The sequence below is a fragment of the Gorillibacterium terrae genome (assembly GCF_051594785.1).
GTDB lineage: Bacteria > Bacillota > Bacilli > Paenibacillales > NBRC-103111 > Gorillibacterium.
The window spans coordinates 604,689-626,106 of the sequence record NZ_JBPPGI010000001.1 but is presented as its reverse complement, the minus strand read 5'-3'; the positions used below and the strand labels follow the sequence as shown (position 1 = coordinate 626,106).

Sequence of the window (21,418 nt, the reverse complement as noted above, 5' to 3'; positions counted from 1 at the left end):
ACAAAAAAAACACCGCGCCGGTTTCCGGCGCGGGTAAAAAAGCAATTCTGCCGGGCGAATGCTCGCCGCAGATGAAAAACAAACATAAAAAACCGCTAACGAAGGGTCAGCGGTCCATCCGCCGCACGGAGTCGCGGAGCAGCAGCTTTCCCTTGACGAGAATGCGGCCCTCCACCGATTCCCGGCTTTGCCGGCGGATGATGCTGAGGGCGGCCGCCCGGGCCATTTCCGGCATATTGACCTCCACCGTGGTGAGGGGCGGATCGCAAAGCGTCGCGAACAGGTCGTTGTCGAACCCCGTCACCGAGCAATCCTCCGGCACGCAGATGCCCTTTTTGTTCAGGAAGGAGATGAGGTTGTACGCCACCTGATCACAGTTGCAGACGAAAGCGGTCGGCATAGGCTCGGGCAGCTCAAAGGTCTCGACGAGCTGGCCCTCTTCGCTGCGGTCCCGAATGATCCGGTCCGCTCCGAGCGGAATCCGGTGCTCCAACAGCGATTTATAGAAACCGAGAAACCGGTCTTGAATGCTGCTCGTCGCATATAAATGGCCTACGAAGGCCAGGTCGCGATGACCGTTCCCGATCAGATAGTTGGTCATTTCGTACATGCCGTAAAAATTATCGGTAATGACGCAGTCCATTCCGGACTGCTCGCTGTAGAAGTCAAGGAAGACAAGCGGAGCCCCGCTCTCCGCCAAGGCCGTAACGTAGTCCCGCTCGAGCTGGCCGAGCACGATGAGGCCGTCGACCCTTCCCTCCAGGTAGATGCGCGGCAGCGTAAAGGAACTCTCGTCCTCACCCGTAAGAATGTGGAGGATGGCCGAATACTTGTACTCCTCCAGCACCTTGGAAATCTGCTCGTAGAATCTCAGGTAAAAGGAGTTGGTCATGCGCGTAAACCTCTCGGATACCACCACGCCGATATTGTAGGTATACCCTTCGCGCATCGATTTGGCGGCCATGTTCATGCGGTAGCCCATCTCCGCCGCCACTTGCTTGATCTTCTCTTTGAGTTCCTCGCTGACGCCTTCCCGGTCGCCCAGAGCCTTGGAGACGGTCACGCTGCTTATGCCCAGCCTCTCCGCGATGTCCCGCATGGTCACATTCGCTTTCATTTCTGCCTCCCTGAATTGTAACCTAATCGATAACTCTCGTTCATCTTACGATTCCGGCGGGCGGGTGTCAATGCGAAAACGCAAGTCCATCGAGCTTTCCCTTTCTTGATATCGAGCTTTCCCTTTCTTGATATCGAGCTTTCCCTTTGTTGAGAATGAAGGCAAACCGAGTTAAATTCGTCACTTGGTAGGGCCTTAATTGTTACGAAATGAAGAACTTTTATATAAATCCAATTAAATGTGAACAAACAGTGAACTCTAGACAAACCGCGTCTTTTCAGTGACTTTAATCACAATAATGCCGTTGATGAAACCGCTTAACCAGTTTTTTGTAATAATATATTCATATTTTTGTTTTTAACTGGGAATTAAGTTACCATATGGAGTTTGAGTTCAAGGAACGGTTTTATTACTATAAGCATAGCGAATCATTCGCAGGAAGCTGGATTTTATCACTAGAGAAAGGGGCTCCCATATGAAAAAGAGAGGGCCATTGTTCGTGATGTTTATCGCACTTGCCACCCTGCTGACGGGCTGCGGCGACTCGTTCGTCGTCCTGAACCCCAAAGGGCCGCAAGCGAGGACATTGTCGGACACGATCATTTTCTCCATCTTGATGATGCTTGGCGTTCTGGTTGTCGTGTACATCCTCTACATCATCATGCTGTCGAAGTACCGGGCGAAGAAGTCGGCTCCCGACTACATCCCCCCCTACGAAGAAGGGAACAAGTGGCTGGAAACCATCTGGACGGCGATTCCGATCGTCATCGTCATCATTCTCTCCGTCGTTACGTTGCGCACAACCAGCGCGGTCGAGAAGATGCCGGAGGGCTATGAGAATCAGAAGCCCTTGGTGATTTATGCCGCTTCTTCGAACTGGAAATGGCATTTCAGTTATCCGGAGGAAGGCATTGAGACGGTCAACTACGTCAACATCCCGGTCCACCGCCCCATCGAGTTTCGCCTGTATTCCTTCGGTCCGATCACGAGCTTCTGGGTTCCCCAACTGGCCGGTCAGAAGTACGCCATGAGCGACATGATCAACAAATTGAACCTGGTCGCCGAGATTCCGGGCTCGTACATGGGCAAGAACTCGAACTTCAGCGGCGAAGGCTTCGCCCACATGGAATTCGAAGCGCTGGCGATGAGCCAGAAGGACTTCGACGAATGGGCGAAGAAGGTGAAGGCGAACGAGCCGGAGCTCACGGAAACGAAGTTCTCCGAATTGCTCAAGACCGCCCATGTCGGCCGTCTCAGCTATTCCACGACTCACCTGACCTTCCGTCCCGCACCCGAGGACATGAGCGGCATGCACGGCTCCGGCGAAGGCATGGACGGCATGCAGGAGCATCCGTCTCCGGCCCCCTCGGACCGCGCCGAATTCGATGCAAGTCCCGACGTCAGCCCGACGCCGACACCGGAATCGGTCTCGCCTTCCGCTTCCGTTAATCCGTAAGTCGACCCGAAAGGAGAGAACATACCCTTATGAAATGGGACGAATTTTTCGTTACCGGCGAACCGATGATCTACGGGGCGATGGTTGCCATCGCACTCGCCTCCATCGGGATCGTAGCAGGACTCACCTATTTCAAGAAATGGGGCTACCTGTGGCGGGAGTGGCTGACTACGGTCGACCACAAACGCATCGGGGTGATGTACATCATCAGCGCCCTGCTCATGCTGTTCCGCGGCGGCGTCGACGCCATCATGATGCGCGCCCAGACGGCCGCGCCGGACATGAAATTCCTCGACGCGCAGCATTATAACGAAGTGTTTACCACCCACGGCCTCATCATGATTCTCTTCATGGCCATGCCCTTCATCTTCGGGCTCATGAACGTGGTGGTGCCGCTGCAGATCGGCGCGCGCGATGTCGCCTTCCCGCGGCTGAATGCGATCAGCTTCTGGCTGTTCTTCTTCGGCGCCATGCTGCTCAACCTGTCGTTCGTCATCGGCGGTTCGCCGGACGCCGGCTGGTCCGCCTACTTCCCGCTCGCGAGCAAGGAGTTCAGCCCGACGGTCGGCAACAACTATTATGCCATCGCCCTGCAGATCTCCGGGATCGGGACGCTGATGACGGGCATCAACTTCCTCGTGACCATCCTGCGGATGCGCGCTCCCGGCCTCAAGCTGATGCGCCTGCCGATGTTCACTTGGTCGACCCTGATCACCAGCGTCATCATCACCTTCGCCTTCCCGGTGCTGACGATCGCGCTGATCCTTATGACCTTCGACCGGCTGTTCGGCGGCCAGTTCTTCACCATGGCCAACGGAGGTATGGATATGCTGTGGGCCAACCTGTTCTGGGTCTGGGGCCATCCCGAGGTCTACATCGTCATCCTGCCGGCCTTCGGGATCTACAGCGACATCATCTCGACCTTCGCCAAGAAGAACCTGTACGGGTACAAATCGATGGTCGTCAGTATGGTCGCCATCTCACTCCTGTCCTTCCTCGTCTGGGCTCACCATTTCTACACGATGGGCCAAGGCGCGATGGTCAACGGCTTCTTCTCCATCACGACGATGGCGATCGCCGTCCCGACCGGCGTCAAGATCTTCAACTGGCTGTTCACCCTGCGAAAAGGGAAAATCAGCTTCACGACGCCGATGCTGTACTCGATGGCTTTTATCCCGATCTTCACGATCGGCGGCGTCACCGGCGTCATGCTGGCCATGGCCAGCGCCGACTACCATTACCACAACACGATGTTCCTGGTCGCGCACTTCCACTACGTGCTGATCCCGGGCGCCGTCTTCGCGGTCATCGCCGGGTTCCATTACTGGTTCCCGAAGGTATTCGGCTTCCGGCTGAACGAGAAGCTTGGCAAGATCGCCTTCTGGCTGATCGCCGTCTGCTTCAACATCACCTTCTTCCCGCTGTTCCTGCTGGGTCTGAAGGGAATGACCCGCCGCATGTACACCTATTCGGCGGAAACCGGATTTGGCCCGCTGAACCTGTTGTCCTTCGTCGGGGCCCTCGGCCTCGCGGCCGGCTTCGTCGTGCTCGTCTACAACGTATACTGGAGCTTCCGCTACGCTCCGCGCGACACCAACGGCGACCCGTGGGACGGCCGGACGCTCGAATGGGCAACGCCCAGCCCGGTACCGGCCTACAACTTCGCCGAAATCCCGAAGGTCAAGACCCGGGATGCCTACTGGTTCTCCAAGATCGACAAGAAGATGCCGATCTTCGAAGGAAAGCTTGAGCCGATCCATCTGCCGAATAACACCGGCAAACCGTTCGTCCTCGGCGTCGCATTCTTCTTCCTGGGCTTCTTCCTCGTCTTCAGCTGGTGGACGCCCGCCATCATCGCCTTCCTGGCGGTTCTGGTTATCATGGCCACGATGTCGTTCGACCGCGATCACGGCTTCCATATCCCGGTCGACGAAATCCGCAAAACCGAAAAGAAACTGCGGGGTGAATCGGTATGAAAGTAGATACTTCCCGTCCGCTTGAATACTCCACCGAGGAGAACCGCAACAAGATTCTCGGCTTCTGGATCTTCCTCGGAGCGGAAATCGCGCTCTTCTCGACGCTCTTCACCGTCTTCTTCGTTCTGGTGAACCGGTACGCGAACGGTCCGAGCGGAGAAGAACTGTTCGAGATCGGGCCGGTCCTGATCGAAACCTTCGTGCTGCTGACCAGCAGCTTCACAATCGGGCTCGCCGTCCATGCCATGCGGCACAACTTCAAGAAGCCGGCGATGGTGTTCATCGGCATCACCCTGGCGCTCGGCCTCGTGTTCCTCGGCGTGGAAATCACCGAATTCGTGACGTACGTTCACGAGGGAGCAACGCTGCCCACCAGCGCGTTCCTGTCCAGCCTGTTCGTCCTCTTGGGGACGCACGGCGCGCACGTGACCTTCGGCCTCCTCTGGGGCTCGGCCATCCTGATTCAGATCGCCCGCGAGGGCTTCACGCCGGCGACGGCCAACAAGTCGTTCATCTTCTCCCTGTACTGGCACTTTCTCGACGTGGTCTGGATCTTCATCTTCAGCTTCGTCTACCTGAAAGGAATGATGTGACATGTTGAAACAACTGTTCCCGGTCCGTCATGTCGTCGGCTTCCTTTCGTCGCTTGTGCTGACGGCGGCCGCCCTGTCGGTGCTCGCGTTCGACCTGTCCTTCGCCGCGCAGATGACGATTCTGCTGGTGACCGCATTGCTCCAAGCCTCGCTGCAGCTGTTCCTGTTCATGCACATCGGCGAGGACAAATCGAAGACGACGCTGTACATCAACATCGCGTACGCGCTGTTCGTCGGACTCGTGACCATCTTCGGTACCCTGTACATCTTCATCTGGGGCTGGTATTAAGCGCAGTTCGCATCGTAGGAAAAAGAGTAACGGCAACAGCCTCTTCGAACTCCCGGCAGCGGGTGGGCGAAGAGGCTGTTTTTTATGCGAGGACGGGGGACGGCTGTGGGACGGGTAACTTCGGCAGGCAGCTCCATGGAGGACATAGCGACGGGTTGGGCGCGCACCCCGGAGTTGCGGAAGACATAGCGACGGGTTAGGCGCACCCCGGAGTTGCGGAAGACATAGCGACAGGTTGGGCGCACCCCGGAGTTGCGGAAGGCATAGCGACGGGCTGAGCGCGCAGCGGCATACGGCCGGACGGCTGGGCGAATTTGGTTCAACCCGGAGCCGCAGGGTTAAAATAGTGGGGAATTCCCATCCGCATCCCTTCCCAAGGAGGTTTCAGCCCAATGGAACAAAACCATGCCATCTCCAAAGACGGAGAGCTGAACGTGCAAAAGATCGACAACGTCGTGGACCGGATCGGCGAGGACCGCAAGGATGAAATTCTGAGCGATTTCGAAGGCTTCAAATCGTACCTGGCCAAGCGCATCAAGCTGGGCGAGGGGATCGGGCTCGGCGAAGAGCAGCTCGCTCTCGCGGCGGAGAAAGTAGCCGATTACTTGGCGGCCAAGGAAGCCCCGCGCAACAGCGAGGAGCGGCTCCTGCACCAGCTCTGGAAGGTCGGCGAGAAGGACGAGCGCCACGCCCTCGCGCATATGCTGGTACGCCTGGCGCAGGAGAAGTAACCACGCTGACGGTGCTCCACCCATGGGCAAGCGGAGCTAGCAGCCTTCTGCATTCTGGCCTTTGCCTTCTGTCTACAGCCTTGGGCAAGAAAGGCCACGGTGTTGCAACCCACGCTCCCGGTTAACGGCAACAGCCTCTTTCGCTCCCTTGACAACAAGCGGGCGAAAGAGGCTGTTTTGGTATGGGCAGATGAATTAACCTTTGGCTCGGTTCCGCTTAAGCGGCGGGAACAACGAAATGCGGCTGGCGTCAGCGGTGTTCGGTAATAGCCGTCAGACCGGCTCCCCGTACACAAGCCCCCGGGTACCCGTCGCCACGTAGACGCGGCCGAACACACGCGGGTCGCCGGCGATGGAGCGGATGTCGCCGTACTGGTGGCGGTCGTCGTTGATGCGCAGCCAGGTCGCCCCGCCGTCGTGAGAGCGGTAGAAGCCGTACTCGCCGCCGATCGTGCCGCTGGTGAACAGCGTCATGAACGGGCTGCCCTCAAGCGGCTTGCCGAGGCCGATGCGCTTGATGAAGTCGCCCGGCCGGGAGACGCGCGCGCCGTCGAAGGCATTCCGCTCGCGGTCATAGACGAGCCGCCAGAGCCCGCCCGCCTGCATCGCGAGCCAGATCACGCCTTCCGCGCCCGATTCGACGCGGATCTCGTAGTGCTGCTCGCTGTCGATGCCGGCGAGGTCGACCCGCGGGAAGCCTTCCGGCGCCGGGGCCGCGTGGAAGGTCGCGCCGCCGTCGACACTGGCGTAGAAGCCCCGGCCCTCGGCGTGATCGCTGAACCCGTAGAACACGTCCGGGTTCACGCGGTCCGCCATGACCTTGAACGGCAGCGCGGGCAGAACGTCCTCCGGCAGGCGTTCGCCGTCCGCGCCGTACAGGATCGAGCGCGCCCAGGTCTTGCCCTCGTCGCGAGTGTACACCGCCCGGGACGCGTAGACCGGCAGGCCGAGCACCCACAGGATCGTCCGGCCGTCGGCGGAGATCGCCGTCCAGCCGGAGGTGACGTTCGGCCGCGCCAGCTCCTTCAGCCATTCATCTACCGCCGGGCTAAGTCCTTCCGGATTCGGCAGCAGGGTCCAGGTCCGCCCCTGGTCGCGGGACAGGATCAGCCCGCCCTTGGTGCGGCCGGTCCAGTTGCCGCGCGGCGTGGTGACGAGCAGATTCGGGTCGGCGTCCGGGTAATCGGCGTTCATCGCCGTGATCCAGCGGTCGCCCTGCCCGTTCGCGAAGGAGTTCTCGACGGGCCGGTCGAGGTCGGTGAAGACGATGCCGCCGTAATCGCCGATGATATCGATCGCCTTCACGTCGCCAGCCGGGGGCGAGTAGACGTTGAGGTGAACGGTCTCTTCGACGCCCTCGTTGAAGTTGGCCCATTCAACGGGCTCTCCCCGGTCGGCCGCCGTCAGGTTGCGGCTGACGAAGATGCCCGCTCCGGTGTTGAACACGGCCATGTCGCGGTTGAACGGGTTGATCTTCAGATCGGACATCCAGTGGATGAGCGAGCCGTTGCCATTGTACTTCGGCTGCTGGTACGCCGTGTTCCAGTCGATGCGGCCGATGGCGAGGCCCGACAGGATCGGCGTCCAGGTGCGACCGTAATCGGTCGACCGGTAGATCGTATCCGGCGCGGCCGTAATCGTCGAGCAGATCAGCGTGCCCGGCGCCTGCGGATCGACGCCGATGCCGCTGATCCCGTAGCCGAGCCGCCGTCCCGGTGCTTCCGGGTCGCGGAAGCCGGGCTCGATCACGTTCGGCGGAGTGAGGTCCAACGCTTCGACGACGCGGCCTTCGCCGTCCAGCTCATAGCGGAACAGCGCGCCGTCGTAGCATTTGCCGGTATCGCAGCCGTACGTGTGCCAGCCGGACCAACCGATGTTGTAGGCGGCGTAAGACACGAACAGGTACGGACCGGCGAAGGCGGCCCGCTGGCCGACGTAGCCGGGGTAGTCCTTCGTCCCGCCGATGACCGGCTCCGGCTCGCCGGGAATCGGCGCGAAGCTTGCTCCGCCGTCGAGGCTCAGGTACACGCTCGGGCCGCGCACGTCGCCGCCGGGCGATCCCTGCTGGCCGTTCGTGCCGACGACGAGCCGCGCCGCCGGACGGCCCGGTCCGCCGCTTGCCGGATCGAGCTCGACGAACGAGATGTTCGTCTCGTTCGGTTTGCCGGGCGCGGCCACGGTGAGCCGCTGCCAGGTTCGGCAGCGGTCCGTCGTCTTCCACAGGCCGTCCTCCATCGTGCCCATGTAGAGGATTTCGGAATCGTACGGGTCTACGACGAGCCGTTCGCCCGTCGAGCGGCCCGGCGCGTTGCCGTGCATGGTGGCGGTGCGGCCGTCTTCGCCCACGACGGGCGGATCGAAGTAGCTCCACGTCTCTCCCCGATTCTCGGAGAAGGCGATCTTGTGGTCCGGGTGCAGTCCGACCATGGCATAGAGCCAATCGGGTTGATTCGGATCGAGCGCGATCGAAAGGGGATAGGTCTCCCAAGCCCCCGGATCGGTCGCGTGGTCGATCAGCGACACCCAGCGCTCTTCATCGAAGTCATACCGGTAGGTGCCGCCGATATCGGTCCGGCAGTACAGGATGTTCGGTGTCTTCGGATGGAACAGGAAGCCGGTCACGAAGCCGCCTCCCGGCACCGAGAGGGAATGATACGTATAGGGAATGCGTTCAGCAGCCATGCCAACCTCCAGATGTACGCCGTCTCAATAGATCGGCAGGTCTTTGTCCGCTCTCACGAACAAGGGAATCGAATCGACCGGCGCTTCGACGGTCACGGTCCGGCCGCCTTCCAGCACTTCATTCGTCTTGGCGTTGCACCAGCTTTGTCCCGCGGGCAGGTAGACCTCGCGGCTGCGCTCACCGAGCTCGAAGATCGGCGCGACAAGGATGTCGGGGCCGAACATGTACTGGGAGTCGGCCTTCCAGCAAGCCGGGTCCTGCGGGAATTCGTAAAACATCGTCCGCATGACCGGCGTGCCCTTCTCGTGCGCTTCTGCCATGCAGGCGCGCACATAGGGGCGCAGCCGTTCGCGCATGAGAATGAAAGCCTTCATTACCTCGTAGTTGTCCTCGCCGTAGCTCCAGATCTCGTTGTCGCTGCCGGTGAACATCTGGGTGATGCCGTCGATGACCGCCTGCTCCGGCTGAATGTGCGGCACGCGCTCGCCGTGGAGGCGCAGCACGGGCGTGAACACCCCGAAGGCGAACCAGCGCAAGAGGAGTTCCTGGAAGCTCGGGTCGTGGACATGGCCGCCGAGGAAGCCGCCGATGTCGGTCGTCCACCACGGGATGCCGGCGAGGCCCATGTTGAGTCCGGCCTGAAGCTGCTCGCGCATTGCCCGGAAGGTGGAGGAGACGTCGCCGGACCAGATCAGGGCGCCGAAGCGCTGGCTGCCCGCCCAAGCGGCGCGTACCAGGTTAAGGACTCCCTCCTGGCCTTCCGCCGTCATGCCGTCGTAATAGCCGCGGGCGTAATCGCGCGGGTAGACATTGGTCACCTGCAGGGCAGGCCCCTGGTAATACCGATAGTTGTCGAAGTCGTAGGGGCCGTATTCCGGTTCGGCTTCATCCAGCCAGAAGAGCCGCACGCCCTTGTCGTAATAATTCCGCTTGCAGGCCTGCCAGACGTACTCGCGGGCTCCCGGATGCGTGGCATCGAAGAAGACCGTCTCGCCCATCCAGTTCATGTTGATGTTCATCCCGCGGTCGGCGTTGACCAGGTACCCCTGCTCGGCCATCGGGCCGTAATTCTCGGAGCGGCTGTCGATCGTCGGCCAGACGGAGACCATCACTTCGACGCCGAGCTCTTTCAGCTCCCGGATCATCGCTTCGGGGTCCGGCCAATCCCGCGGCTCGAACTTGAAGTCGCCCTGCTTCGTCCAGTGGAAGAAGTCGATGACGATCACATCGAGCGGAACGCCGCGGCGCTTGTACTCGCGCGCCACATTCAGCACTTCTTCCTGGGTGCGGTAGCGCAGCTTGCACTGCCAAAAGCCGAGGCCGTATTCGGGCATCATCGGCGCCTTGCCGACCGCATTCGCGTACTGCTCCTCAATCTGGGCCGGGGTATCGCCGGCGGTGATGAAATAATCGAGCTTCTTGGTGCTCTCGGCCACCCATTCCGTCCGGTTCGTGCCGAAGGTCACCGTCCCGATCGCCGGGTTGTTCCAGAGCAGGCCGTAGCCGCGGCTCGACAGCATGAACGGCACGCTCGTCTGGGAGTTGCGGTGCGCCAGCTCCAGAACGGAGCCCTTCTTGTCCAGGATGCCTTCCTGGTATTGGCCCATTCCGAAAATCTGCTCGTCCGCGAACGCCTCGAAGCGCAGCGTTAGCCGGTAATCGCTCGTTCCGGTAAGCGGTTTCATCTCCCGCCCTTCGACTCTCAGCGGCGCGCAGTAGCGGTCGATCCGGTTGCGGTCGCGCCAGTATTCCTCCGTCAGCAGCTTCCCGTCGCCGTTCGTGAACGACAGCCAGCCTTCGGCATTGAACGAGGCGACGATGTCGCCGTTCTTGATCGAAGCGATCTGGCTCTTGCGCACGGCCTGCTCCCGTTCGGCTTCGGGAATCCACGGCTCGATCAGATCAATCTCCTGAATCGTAATCTCCGCTTTCCTCTCCTCGGGCTTATCCGTCAGTGCCCAATCATTCGCGTCCATCTGGGCTTCCTTGGTCATGCGCACGCGCAGGGAGTTGGCTCCCCAAGGCTCGATCCAGATCGTCTCGACCCCGAATTGCCCGATCAGCCGGTTGCCCGAACTCGTAAATTTCATCGTGCTCCTCCTCTTTCCCCATCGTCTTCGGTATAATGGAAGCTATCTGCTTGTATTATATTGTTTCTCTTCCGTCGATTCTGTAAGGAAATTGCCGAAACCTAACACAATCTTCTCCCTCTTGCAGCAAAAGCCCGTGAAACGGAGGAGTCCGCCATGAAGCTGCAGCAACTGAAGTATTTCATCGAGGTCGTGTCCTGCGGTTCGATCAACGAGGCGGCCAAGCGGCTCTTCGTTTCCCAGCCGAGCCTGTCCAGCGCCATGAAGGAGCTGGAGAAGGAAATCGGACTCGAGCTGTTTACGCGAACGCCGAAGGGCATTGCGCTGTCCTCCGACGGAGCGGAGTTCCTGGGCTATGCCCGCCAGGTGGTGGAGCAGGCGTCGCTCTTGGAGCAGCGCTACTTGAACAAAAAGCCGTCCCGCCAGCTCTGCTCCATCTCGACGCAGCATTACGCCTTTGCCGTCAATGCGTTTGTCAACCTCATCCGGCGAAGCGGCGCGGATGAATACGAGTTTACCCTTCGCGAGACGCGCACCCACGAGATTCTCGAGGACGTCAAGAACCTGCGCAGCGAGATCGGCGTGCTGTACATGAACCCGTTCAACCGCAAGGTGATCGAGAAGCTTCTCCGCGAGCAGCACCTGGACTTTCACCCGCTGTTCACGGCCCGCCCCCATATTTTCATCTCCACGGCCAATCCGCTGGCGGAGAAGGCTTCCGTCACGCTGGAGGACTTGGAGGATTACCCTTATCTGTCCTTCGAGCAGGGCGAGTACAACTCGTTCTTTTACTCCGAGGAAATCCTAAGCACCGTATACCGCAAAAAGAGCATCCACGTCAGCGACCGGGCGACGCTGTTCAACCTGCTCATCGGACTGAACGGCTATACGATCTCCACGGGCATTGTCAGCGCCGACCTGAACGGCGACCAGATCGTCTCCGTCCCGCTCGTAGCCGACGACGAGATGGAGGTCGGATGGATCGCCCATCATCAGGCCCGGCTGAGCCGGCAGGCGGCGCTCTATGTGGAGGAGTTAAAGGCCGTCATTCGGGAATACGGCTTTGCTCCGCTGTGATATAGATTTTTCCTATATCTTGGCATAGAAGATAAGTGTTACGCTATAGGACAACACTCACGCTATACTGATCCTACCTAAAGACAGACCAAGGAGGATCAACCATGAGCATTCATTCGCATTCCCATTCGCATTCGTGCGCAAGCAGCGCCGCCGCTTCCGCCAAACCGCCTTTCCGATTCGACGTCGTCGGCAGCTACCTGCGGCCCGAAGCGCTGAAGAAAGCCAGGGAGCAGTTCGCCGCCGGTCGGCTGACGCAAGCGGAGCTCACGCAAGTTGAAGACGAGGAGATTCGCCGGCTGGTCGCCAAGCAGAAGGAGCTCGGTTTAAAAGCCGTCACCGACGGCGAATTCCGCCGCAGCTACTGGCACCTGGACTTTTTCTGGGGCTTCGACGGCATCGAGCACGTGATGATGGAACAAGGATACCTGTTCCACGGGGAAGAGACCCGGGCGGACTCCGCGCGGCTGACCGGCAAAATCCGGTATACCGGCCATCCCTTCATCGCCCACTACCGGTTCTTGAAGGAGACGGCGGGCGAGGAGGTCATCGCCCGGCAGACGATTCCGGCTCCGGCCCAGCTTCTGGCCGAGCTCGTCCGCGGCGTCAACGCGCTGGAGGTCGAGCGGATCTATCCGGACCGGGAGGAGCTGTACCGGGACATCGCGGCCGCCTACCGCGCCGCCATCCTCGCTTTTTACGAGGAAGGCTGCCGGAACCTCCAGCTCGACGACTGCACCTGGGGCATGCTGTGCGACCCGTCCTTCTGGTCGGCGATGGCAGGCGTTGGGTACGATCCCGCCGGGCTGCAGGCGCTGTACCTGCGCCTGAACAACGAGGCGATCGCCGGCCTTCCGGACGATCTCACCGTCACCACCCACGTCTGCCGCGGCAATTACCACTCGACCTGGGCGACGTCCGGCGGATACGAGCCCGTGGCCGAGACGCTGCTCGGGGGCGAGAACGTGTCGGCCTATTACCTGGAGTATGACACGGACCGCGCCGGCGGCTTCGAGCCGCTCGCCCGGGTGTCGGACGGCAAGCGTGTCGTGCTCGGCCTCATCTCCTCCAAGACGGGCGAGCTGGAGGACAAGAATGCGATCATCGCGCGGATTCGGGAAGCGGAGCGCTATCTTTCCTCCGACCGGCTGTGCCTGAGCCCGCAATGCGGGTTCGCCTCCACCGAGGAGGGCAACATCCTGACCGAGGACGAGCAATGGAGGAAGCTTGAGCTGGTGAAGGAAATTGCGGAGGAAGTCTGGGGCGAATAGGGTTTTCCGGGAACGCGGGCAACAGCGGAAACGACCGGAACGCTGGAAACGGCGGAACCACTGGTAACGCCAGGAACGCTGGGAACGGCGGAACCACTGGTAACGCCAGGAACGCCGGAAACGGCAACAGGAGGCTGACGGCGGTCAGCCTCCTGTTTTTGGGTTGGATTCAAAAGTAGTAGCGGCCGTCGGCTATACCCGGTGGTACACTCCGCCATGGTAGCAGATGAAGGTATCGGCGTCGCAGGCGAGCAGCTTGGCGAGGGACAGCCGGGCTTGCTCCGGATCGAGGGTGAACCGGGGGTTCGCTACGGCAAGCTCCCCATTCTCGAGCACCGCAGCGTCGCCTGTCAGAATCGTCCGCCGCGCCCGCAGGTAGAGGGAAATGTGCCCCGGCGTGTGTCCGGGCGTGTACATGACCTCGATTCCGCTGTCCGGCGAGAGGGCTTCGCCGTCCCGAAGCGTCCGGTCCACGGCGACGGGCTCCAAAGCGCTCAAGCGCTCGATGAACGCCGCTCCCGCTTCGCGCTCGGAAGCCGGCAAGCTGTCTTGCAGCTCCAGCGCTTGAACGAGCCGGACATTGGGCCGTTCCCCCGTGAGGTAAGGCGCCTCCGTCTCGCCCGCGAGCACCTCCAGCCGCGGATATTTCCGCTTGAAGGCGGCGGCTGCCCCCATGTGATCGTAATCCTGATGCGTTAGGACGAGCCGGGTCAACTGATCGCCGCTTCGCCCCATAGCCGACAAAGCTTGTTCAATCCGCTCCAGGTCGCCCGGATATCCCGCATCCACCAGCACGAGATTCGGTCCGTCTTCGACGAGGACCGGATGGATTGCCTGGGCAGGTCCGCCCCCGGCAGGTTCCAGGGTCAAGAGATGGCAGGTCAGCATGCGTGTTCATCCTTTCGTTTCGGCTTGGTATAAACTCCTCTACTTCATGCGGTTTGTGAAGGTCTGGACAATCCCCCCCGCTTTCCTCCCACAGCTTACCATAACCCCGATCAGCCGCGAGGGTAGAGAATGACTATAACAAAAGCATAAGAACCTATCGAACCGCTGCTCCGCGCCTCGCGTTCTGGGAAGCCCTCTGCTTCCCCGGCCCATTCCTTTTGCCGTGTCCGGTCATATCCTGATCCAAACGAGCGTCCGATTGGAGTGATCCTCTATGCCCGCTGCCTTAAGCAGCCTTCCCGCCATCGACGTGATTATCCCCGCCATCGAGAAGGATCTGCCCACGCTTCCCTATGTCATCGATTCGCTGCGCAAGCAGGTGCTTCATCCGATTCGCCGGATTCATATCGTCTCGCCCGCAAGCGACCGCATCCGTGCGCTCTGCAAAGCCAAGGGCTGCCGGTTCGTGCCCGAAAGCACCCTGCTCCCCTTCGGCAAAAAAGACATCCGCTACCGCTCGGCCCGCTTCGAGCGCTCCGGTTGGCTGTATCAGCAGCTGCTCAAGCTGGCCGGCGACCGGATATCCGGCTCGGAGCATTACCTCGTGATCGACGCCGATACGGTTCTGCTTCGCCCCCACGCTTTTATGGAGGGGGGCAAGCCGGTCATGTACAGCCGGAGCTGGACCCAGCCGGAATACCGCAACGCCTACCGCCGCCTCCTCGGCAAGCCGCCCGCCGCGTCCGGCTCATTCGTCGCCCATTACATGCTATTCTCCAAAACCCGGCTCGCCGAGCTGAAGAAGGCCATTACCGCCCATACCGGACTCGTCTGGCACCAAGCGATTCTGGCGCGGGTCAACCGGACCAAAATGTTCGGCTTCTCCGAATTCGAATCCTACGGCCACTTCGTGCATGCCCGCACGTCGGGGAAGATTGTCCGCCGATCCGTGCAGAACAAGACGCTGTCCGGCTATCCGTCCCGCCTGACGGCGGCCCAGTGGAAGGAGTTGTCCGGCCGCTACCGGTCGGTCTCGTTTCACAAGCGGGGCAGCTACCTGATCCCAAGGAAGACGCGGGCATGAAGCCGTACCGGGTCTTCTGGCGCGGACCGATCGGCAGGCGGACGGGACTCGGCAACGCCAGCCGGGAATACCTGAAGGCGCTGCGCGGCCAAGGGGCTGCCGTGGAGACGGAGACAAGCGGGAGGCCGGGTGCCGCCCGCCCCGCCGGGGAGCTGCGGGTGCTGGTTCATCACTTCCCTCCGCATGCGATAAACTTCGGACTCGACCGCAAGCGGTATGACCGCCTCATCTTGAATACCGTCTGGGAAACCACCCGCTTTCCCCGCTCCTGGGTGCCCCGGATGAACCGCTTCGACGCGGTGTTCGTTCCCTCCCGGCAAAACAAGCAGGCGCTGCGCGACAGCGGCGTGACCGTCCCCATTCACCTGGTGCCGCACGGGGTCAATGCTGCCCGGTTTCGCCCGGGTTCTTCCCCGTCGAGCCTCTTGAACGGCGAGAAGCGGTTCGTCTTCCTCTCGGTCTTCACTTTCCAGCACCGCAAGAACCCCGAGGGCCTGCTCCGCGCCTATTGGCAGGAATTCAAGGCCGACGAACCGGTGCTTCTGGTGATCAAGACGAGCGGGTTTTCCGGCGACACCGAGGCGACGATCCAACAAAAGGTGGAGGCTTACAAAGCCTCGCTCGGACTGGGCGGCGTCAAAACCGCCCCCGTGACCGTCATCGCCCGGCAGGTGAAGGAGCAGGAGCTGAAGGGGTTGTACGGCCGCGCCGACGCCTTCGTATTGCCGACGCGCGGTGAAGGGGTCGGCCTGCCGTTCCTGGAGGCGCTGGCCAGCGGTACGCCGGTGATCGCCACCCGCTGGGGCGGACAGATGGATTTTCTTCATGCCGGGAACGCCTTCCTCGTGGATTACAAGCTGGCTCCCCCCGGCGTCTCGATGAAGAGCAAGCACGCCCTGGCCCGCCGGTTCCGCGGCCTGTTCGATCAACCGGGGCAGCTCTGGGCGGAGCCGGACATCGCCAGCCTCCGCAAGCAGATGAGGGCTGCCTTCTCCAACCCGACGCTCTGCCGGGCCAAGGGAAAGCAGGGGCGCCAGGATATGCTCCGCCTCTCCTGGCCCCATGCCGGTAATACGCTCAAACGGGCGATCGAGCAGGTGGTCGCCGGGCCGAAACGGTCTTGACCGCGCATGGTCGCCCGGAAAGGGGCCACCTGCGGAACCGGACCGGAACACCCGGGTAAGACCGCAGCTGCGGATTTTGCCTTAGCCTCCCGGCCATTGCCCGGACCTGCCCTCGCCATCGGCTTCCCGCATTCATACCCTATTTCAGTTGATCGTTAAGTTCACAAGGGGGCGGTTTGCGGTGCGTGTGGTGTTGCTGTCGGGAGGCTCGGGCAAGCGGCTATGGCCGCTGTCCAACGAGATTCGGTCGAAGGCGTATTTGAAGCTGCTGGCGCCGGACCCGTCCAGCCCGCTCCGCGAGTCGATGATTCAGCGGGTGTGCCGTCAATTGGGCGAAGCCGGCTTGTGGAAGGATACGCTGATCCTGACCCACGAGAGTCAAGTGGAGATCACCCGGGCTCACGTAGGCGACGCGGTTAAGATCCTGAGCGAGCCGCACAAGCGGGGGACCTTCACCGCGGCGGCGCTGGCCGCAAGCTATATCCATTCGCAGCTCGGTGCGGACGAAGGCGAGACGCTGTGCGTACTGCCCGTAGATTCCTGCGTGGATACGGAGTTCTTCCGGCTGGCGGGACGGGCTGCGGCGGTCTTGGACGGGACCGGCGTCCAGCTCGCGCTCATCGGCACCCAACCGGCTTATCCGTCGACGCAGTATGGCTACATTATCCCCGAGGCCGACGCGGCGGGCGCTCCGATTGCGAATGCACGGGCCATCGCCCGCTTTGCCGAGAAGCCGTCGGAGGCGGCCGCCCGCGAAATGATCGCCCAAGGGGCGTTATGGAATTGCGGCGTATTCCTGTTCAAGGTCGGCTTCATGCTCGACCGGTTGCGCGAGCGAGGACTGCCGACCGGCTACGAATCGCTGCTTGCCCGTTATCCGGAGCTGCCGGAAGCGAGCTTCGACGAAGAGGTGGCGGAACGGACGCGGTCGGCGGTGGTGCTCCCCTATCAGGGGACCTGGGAGGACTTGGGGAGCTGGGCCGCCCTGTCGGCTCACCTGGATTCTGCCGCCGTCGGTCCCGGACAAGTATCCCCGGACAGCCGCAACACTCATCTGGTCAATGAGCTGCCGTACCCGATTCATGTGATCGGCTTGTCGAACGCCATCGTCGCCGCAAGCGCCGACGGGATTCTCGTCGCGGCGAAGGAGGAAGCCAGTCGAATCAAAGCGGCCCTGCCTGGCTCGGACCGGGAAATCCGGTTCGAGGAGACGCATTGGGGCACGCGGCGCATGCTGGACTTGACGGCGAAGATCGAGGAAACCGGCGGAGATGAGCCGGCCGCTCCCGATGGTTCTGCGATGCAGACCGCGATTTACAAGGTGGAGATGAAAGCCGGCTGCGCTATGGCCGTTCATGCGCACGACCGCCGCGAGGAGTGGCTGCTCGTGCTCTCGGGACGCGGCGAAGCGCTGGTCGGCGGGAGCGTTCACCTCTTAAACCCCGGCGACAAGGTGCCCGTTCCGGCGGGAACCGCCCATGCCATCCGGGCCTTCACCGCCTTGACCGCTCTGGAGGTTCATCGCGGACCGGCCGCCGAGAGCAGCGGCACCCGGCGGATTGCGACGGAATGGCCGTGAAACGCGAACCGCCCCATGCCGATGGCAGGGGCGGTTTTTTGGCGGTTGCAACCTTCGATGCTGCAAAGTGTTTTAGGAATATACAACAATTCCGGAGGTGTTTGGCATGGAAGTCCCCCACCATTCCGCTCAGCCCGAATCGTCCGAATCGTGCGAATCGACCGAAGCGGTTCAAGCCCCAGAGAACCTGCAACTCCACGCCCAGGAAACGGTCGGCTATTCCGATCCTCAATTGGCAGAGCTTCAGCGGATCACCGCAGGCGGCCCGCCGCGAAAGGCCGATTACGCCGCCATGCCGATGCCGGTTCGGCTGTTCGGCTATTTCTTCACGACAGCCCTCGCGGCGATGGCGCTGTTCGCGCTGTTCCGCTGGCTGTTCCATTGACGGCCGCCGCTGCGTTCAGCCGAACAGCTCCTCCAGCTCTTCCACCAGCCGGCCGACATACGCCACCGCCGCGCGGATCGGGGCGGCGTCCTCCATGTCGACGCCCGCCCGCTTCATGAGCTCGAGCGGCGGAAGCGAGCCGCCGGATTTCAGCACCTCCAGCCAGCGGTCGACGGCCGGCTGGCCTTCGGTGCGGATCATCTCCGCGACCGCCGTGGAGGCGGTGAGCCCGGCCGCGTAGGTATACGGGTACAGTCCCCGGTAATAATGGGGCTGGCGCATCCAGGTGAGGCCGGCGTCTTCGTCCAGGTCAACGGCGTCTCCCCAGAACTCGGCCAGCACGCGGCCCATAAGGTCGGACAGTCGGTTGGCCGTCAGCGCTTCGCCCGCCTCCGCGGCGGCGTAGACCCGCCGCTGGAATTCGCCTTCCAGCAGGTGAGTCACGAAGTTGTGATAGTACGTGTTCAACTGCTGCTGGATAACGAACCGCCTGAAGCGGGGGTCGGCCGACTGCTGTTTGAGATGCTCGGCGAGCAGGAGCTCATTCATCGTCGAGGGCGCTTCGATGAAGTACATCGTCGGGCGGCAGTTCGACGGTCGCTGATACGCGGCGGCCAGCGTCAGATGCCCGGCATGGCCCAGTTCGTGGGCCAAGGTGAAGGCGCTGCGCATACTGCCCGACCAGGTCATGAGGATAAACGACGGCAGCCCGTAGGTGCTGGAGCAGAACGCTCCTGTCGACTTGCCGACGTTATCGGCGTAATCGATCCGCCGCCGGTCCAGCATCTCGTCGATAATCGCGGCGTATTCTCCGCCCATCACAGAGAGCGCCTCTCGCACCGTCTTCTCCGCCTCGCGGAAGGTGATGGGCGGGCTGAACTCGGGGTCGAGCGGCGCTTTCAGGTCGGAATAGGCGAAGCGCTTCAGCCCGAGCGTCCGCTGCTTGATCCGGGCATAGCGGCGCATATGGGGAGCGAGCTCCGAGAAGACGGTATCGAGGATCGCCCGATACATGGACGGCGTCGCCTGCTGCGGCTGAAGCAGCAGATGCGTCACCGATTCGTAGCCGCGCATGCGGGCGAGCACCACCTGTCTCTTGACCTCCGTGGCGTAGACCGCCGCAAAGGTATGCCGGTAATTCCGCAGCGTCGCCGAAAAGGAATCGTAAGCGGACCGGCGCAGCACGGGGTCCTGGGACAGCTCGTATTCCGTCTCGAAGGCGGCGAACGAGACCGGATGCAGCTGGCCCTCGGCATCCTCGGCCGGCGCAAAGCTCATGTCCGACAGCTTGCTGCGCAGGTAGATGGTATACGGAGCTCCCAGCACCTCGCCGAGTCCGGCAAGAGCTTCCTCCGTTTCGGCGGACAGCCGGTGCGGCTTGGTCTGCAGGATATCGCTCAAGCTCTTGCGGAAGGTTGCCAGGCTCGGGTTCTCCTCCATCCAGCGTTCAAGCCGTTCCTCGGGAATGGCAAGAATCTCGGAGCGGACGAAGGACAGTGCGGCCGCGGCTTCGGCGCTCCAGTCGCCCATGGCGGCGGACTTGGCCTGGTAGAGCGGATTCGTTCCGTCCTCGGCCAGCTTGAGCCGCGGATAGACCGCGGCTTGCTGCAGCCGGGTGAGGTAGGCCTCCTGGGCCTCCAGGCCGCCGAGCAGCTGCTCCGCCCCCTCCGCCAGTTTTCCGCGGAATTTGGTGACGGTGACGAGGCTGTCCTTCAGCGCCTCCAGCTCGCGGTCCCATTCCTCCCAATCGGCAAAGAGCACTTCCAGGTTCCAGGTTTCCCGCGCGGGCACCTCGGAGCGGTTCAGGCGTTTCTTCACGGTCCTTCTCCTCCTTCTGTCGGGTATCCGGTATCCAGCCTTTCAAAAAAGAGGCCGCATGTCCTCCTTCGGGACGGGCAGCCTCGCATGCGGGTTCTTTGCGTCACTCGCCGTCTTCGGCAAGCTCCTTCATGATCTTGCGGCCGGTCGGGGTCTGCGCGAGCCCGCCCTTGGCCGTCTCCCGGTGCTTCTCGGGCATGGCCGAACCGACCTCCAGCATCACCTCGACCACTTCGTCGGAGGGGATCACGCTGCGCACGCCGGCGAGCGCCATATCCGCCGCGGCGAGAGCCGTGACCGCGCCGAAGCCGTTGCGCACGATGCAGGGAATCTCCACCAGGCCGCCGACCGGATCGCAGATCAGGCCGAGCGTATTCTTCAGCGCCAGCCCCACGGCATGAACCGCCTGCTCCGGCGTGCCGCCCCGGAGCTCGACGAGCGCGCCGGCCGCCATGGCGATGGCCGAGCCGACCTCCGCCTGGCAGCCGCCCTCGGCGCCCGAGATAAACGAATTGTTCGCGATCACGTAGCCGATGGCCCCGGCGGCGAACAGCCCGCGCGTCATCGTCTCGTCGCTTAAGCCGAACCGTTCCTGGCAGCTGACGAAGACGCCGGGAATGATCCCGCAGGAGCCCGCCGTCGGCGTGGCGATAATCCGCCCCATCGAGGCGTTGACCTCCGACACGGCGAGCGCGTAGGCCATCGCCTTGGATGCGCCTTCGCCCAAGCAGGTCTCTGTGGCCTTGGCCGAAGCGGTAACCCGCTGGGCATCGCGGCCGGTCAAGCCGCTGCGGGAAGTGGTGTCCTCGGTCAGCCCCTTGCGCACCGCTTCCTTCATGATTTGATAATACGCGCCCATCTGGGCGAACTCGCCTGCGGCGTCCCGGCCCGATTCCTGGCACTGCTCCTTCAGCATCATATCTCCGATGGCGGAGCCTTCCTTGCGGCACAGCTCCGCCAGTTCTTTCAATGTCCGAAACCTCACGTCTGTTCCCTTCCTCCTGCTTCTATCCGCTTGCCGCCCTCCGAAAAAGGGCAAACTTCTTCTTGCCTCGGCTCGCTCCGGGCGTCAGGTCAGCTCGACCGTCCGGATTTCCCGGATGGACGGGAAGCCGGTCAGCTCCTCGACGAGCGCCACCGGAATGGGCGAGTCCAGCTCCAGCACCATCATGGCGTCGCCTGCGCGGCTCTTGCGGTCCACCGACATGTAGCCGATATTGACCCATTCCCGCTTCAAGATCTGGGTGATGTCGGCGA

At 62.0% G+C, this 21,418-nt stretch carries 17 protein-coding genes; 11 read left to right on the top strand and 6 right to left on the bottom strand.

Going from position 1 to position 21,418, the window contains the following annotated elements; genetic code table 11:
* Positions 1-106: 106 nt before the first annotated feature.
* Entirely contained in the window at positions 107-1,117 is a 1,011-nt protein-coding gene (locus tag ACSEXS_RS02680; RefSeq protein ID WP_438431642.1) for a substrate-binding domain-containing protein, read from the bottom strand.
* Between the two features lie 475 nt (positions 1,118-1,592).
* On the opposite strand from ACSEXS_RS02680, the gene qoxA reads away from it, so the two are divergent.
* From qoxA to ACSEXS_RS02655, 5 genes are all read left to right on the top strand, one after another.
* The gene (gene qoxA / locus ACSEXS_RS02675) at positions 1,593-2,573 is read left to right on the top strand and encodes a cytochrome aa3 quinol oxidase subunit II (RefSeq protein ID WP_438431641.1); all 981 of its coding nucleotides are present in this window, start codon (positions 1,593-1,595) and stop codon (positions 2,571-2,573) included.
* A gap of 29 nt (positions 2,574-2,602) precedes the next feature.
* Positions 2,603-4,549, top strand: coding sequence for a cytochrome aa3 quinol oxidase subunit I (gene qoxB / locus ACSEXS_RS02670; protein ID WP_438431640.1), 1,947 nt, complete (start codon positions 2,603-2,605; stop codon positions 4,547-4,549).
* Positions 4,546-5,142, top strand: coding sequence for a cytochrome aa3 quinol oxidase subunit III (qoxC, locus tag ACSEXS_RS02665; RefSeq protein WP_438431639.1), 597 nt, complete (start codon positions 4,546-4,548; stop codon positions 5,140-5,142). Before qoxB ends, qoxC begins: the two co-directional genes overlap by 4 nt.
* A 1-nt stretch (position 5,143) precedes the next feature.
* The gene (qoxD, locus tag ACSEXS_RS02660; RefSeq protein ID WP_438431638.1) at positions 5,144-5,431 is read left to right on the top strand and encodes a cytochrome aa3 quinol oxidase subunit IV; all 288 of its coding nucleotides are present in this window, start codon (positions 5,144-5,146) and stop codon (positions 5,429-5,431) included.
* A gap of 392 nt (positions 5,432-5,823) precedes the next feature.
* Positions 5,824-6,162, top strand: coding sequence for a DUF3243 domain-containing protein (locus tag ACSEXS_RS02655; RefSeq protein ID WP_438431637.1), 339 nt, complete (start codon positions 5,824-5,826; stop codon positions 6,160-6,162).
* Positions 6,163-6,435: 273 nt separating this feature from the next.
* Here the strand turns inward: ACSEXS_RS02655 and ACSEXS_RS02650 are convergent, their stop codons facing one another.
* Together ACSEXS_RS02650 and ACSEXS_RS02645 are read right to left on the bottom strand one after the other, a co-directional pair.
* Positions 6,436-8,844 carry a hypothetical protein gene (locus ACSEXS_RS02650; protein WP_438431636.1) on the bottom strand — a complete coding sequence of 803 codons (2,409 nt, stop codon included), beginning with the start codon at positions 8,842-8,844 and terminating at the stop codon, positions 6,436-6,438.
* A gap of 24 nt (positions 8,845-8,868) precedes the next feature.
* The gene (locus ACSEXS_RS02645; protein WP_438431635.1) at positions 8,869-10,935 is read right to left on the bottom strand and encodes a glycoside hydrolase family 31 protein; all 2,067 of its coding nucleotides are present in this window, start codon (positions 10,933-10,935) and stop codon (positions 8,869-8,871) included.
* A 156-nt stretch (positions 10,936-11,091) separates the two neighbouring features.
* Between ACSEXS_RS02645 and ACSEXS_RS02640 the strand changes: the two genes are divergently transcribed.
* Together ACSEXS_RS02640 and ACSEXS_RS02635 are read left to right on the top strand one after the other, a co-directional pair.
* A complete protein-coding gene (locus ACSEXS_RS02640; RefSeq protein WP_438431634.1) occupies positions 11,092-12,012 on the top strand; it encodes a LysR family transcriptional regulator in 921 nt (306 codons plus the stop codon).
* 104 nt (positions 12,013-12,116) lie between these two features.
* On the top strand, positions 12,117-13,283 hold the full coding sequence (locus tag ACSEXS_RS02635) for a 5-methyltetrahydropteroyltriglutamate--homocysteine S-methyltransferase (RefSeq protein WP_438431633.1): 1,167 nt from the start codon (positions 12,117-12,119) through the stop codon (positions 13,281-13,283).
* A gap of 192 nt (positions 13,284-13,475) precedes the next feature.
* On the opposite strand, the gene ACSEXS_RS02630 is transcribed toward ACSEXS_RS02635, so the two are convergent.
* Entirely contained in the window at positions 13,476-14,171 is a 696-nt protein-coding gene (locus ACSEXS_RS02630) for an MBL fold metallo-hydrolase (RefSeq protein WP_438431632.1), read from the bottom strand.
* Between the two features lie 274 nt (positions 14,172-14,445).
* On the opposite strand from ACSEXS_RS02630, the gene ACSEXS_RS02625 reads away from it, so the two are divergent.
* The 4 genes from ACSEXS_RS02625 to ACSEXS_RS02610 all read left to right on the top strand — a co-directional run bounded on the left by ACSEXS_RS02625 (position 14,446) and on the right by ACSEXS_RS02610 (position 18,343).
* Complete coding sequence (locus ACSEXS_RS02625; protein ID WP_438431631.1) at positions 14,446-15,255, top strand: DUF6492 family protein; 810 nt, start codon at positions 14,446-14,448, stop codon at positions 15,253-15,255.
* Positions 15,252-16,379, top strand: coding sequence for a glycosyltransferase (locus tag ACSEXS_RS02620; protein ID WP_438431630.1), 1,128 nt, complete (start codon positions 15,252-15,254; stop codon positions 16,377-16,379). Before ACSEXS_RS02625 ends, ACSEXS_RS02620 begins: the two co-directional genes overlap by 4 nt.
* A gap of 181 nt (positions 16,380-16,560) precedes the next feature.
* Positions 16,561-17,958: a sugar phosphate nucleotidyltransferase gene (locus tag ACSEXS_RS02615; protein ID WP_438431629.1), complete on the top strand. Its 1,398-nt coding sequence runs from the start codon at positions 16,561-16,563 to the stop codon at positions 17,956-17,958.
* A 106-nt stretch (positions 17,959-18,064) separates the two neighbouring features.
* Positions 18,065-18,343 (top strand): hypothetical protein, encoded by a 279-nt coding sequence (locus ACSEXS_RS02610; protein WP_438431628.1) that lies wholly within the window; start codon positions 18,065-18,067, stop codon positions 18,341-18,343.
* Between the two features lie 15 nt (positions 18,344-18,358).
* On the opposite strand, the gene pepF is transcribed toward ACSEXS_RS02610, so the two are convergent.
* Positions 18,359-20,161, bottom strand: coding sequence for an oligoendopeptidase F (gene pepF / locus ACSEXS_RS02605; protein ID WP_438431627.1), 1,803 nt, complete (start codon positions 20,159-20,161; stop codon positions 18,359-18,361).
* 103 nt (positions 20,162-20,264) lie between these two features.
* On the bottom strand, positions 20,265-21,146 hold the full coding sequence (gene sdaAA, locus ACSEXS_RS02600; protein ID WP_438431626.1) for an L-serine ammonia-lyase, iron-sulfur-dependent, subunit alpha: 882 nt from the start codon (positions 21,144-21,146) through the stop codon (positions 20,265-20,267).
* Positions 21,147-21,418: the final 272 nt, after the last annotated feature.

Bases quoted from the DNA above. Each gene is read 5' to 3' on its own strand.
- ACSEXS_RS02630 (WP_438431632.1), bottom strand. From the start codon at position 14,171: ATGCTGACCTGCCATCTCTTGACCCTGGAACCTGCCGGGGGCGGACCT.
- ACSEXS_RS02650 (WP_438431636.1), bottom strand. From the start codon at position 8,844: ATGGCTGCTGAACGCATTCCCTATACGTATCATTCCCTCTCGGTGCCG.
- ACSEXS_RS02625 (WP_438431631.1), top strand. From the start codon at position 14,446: ATGCCCGCTGCCTTAAGCAGCCTTCCCGCCATCGACGTGATTATCCCC.
- qoxD (WP_438431638.1), top strand. From the start codon at position 5,144: ATGTTGAAACAACTGTTCCCGGTCCGTCATGTCGTCGGCTTCCTTTCG.
- ACSEXS_RS02640 (WP_438431634.1), top strand. From the start codon at position 11,092: ATGAAGCTGCAGCAACTGAAGTATTTCATCGAGGTCGTGTCCTGCGGT.
- ACSEXS_RS02655 (WP_438431637.1), top strand. From the start codon at position 5,824: ATGGAACAAAACCATGCCATCTCCAAAGACGGAGAGCTGAACGTGCAA.
- qoxC (WP_438431639.1), top strand. From the start codon at position 4,546: ATGAAAGTAGATACTTCCCGTCCGCTTGAATACTCCACCGAGGAGAAC.
- qoxB (WP_438431640.1), top strand. From the start codon at position 2,603: ATGAAATGGGACGAATTTTTCGTTACCGGCGAACCGATGATCTACGGG.
- ACSEXS_RS02680 (WP_438431642.1), bottom strand. From the start codon at position 1,117: ATGAAAGCGAATGTGACCATGCGGGACATCGCGGAGAGGCTGGGCATA.
- ACSEXS_RS02645 (WP_438431635.1), bottom strand. From the start codon at position 10,935: ATGAAATTTACGAGTTCGGGCAACCGGCTGATCGGGCAATTCGGGGTC.
- ACSEXS_RS02635 (WP_438431633.1), top strand. From the start codon at position 12,117: ATGAGCATTCATTCGCATTCCCATTCGCATTCGTGCGCAAGCAGCGCC.
- ACSEXS_RS02610 (WP_438431628.1), top strand. From the start codon at position 18,065: ATGGAAGTCCCCCACCATTCCGCTCAGCCCGAATCGTCCGAATCGTGC.
- qoxA (WP_438431641.1), top strand. From the start codon at position 1,593: ATGAAAAAGAGAGGGCCATTGTTCGTGATGTTTATCGCACTTGCCACC.
- ACSEXS_RS02620 (WP_438431630.1), top strand. From the start codon at position 15,252: ATGAAGCCGTACCGGGTCTTCTGGCGCGGACCGATCGGCAGGCGGACG.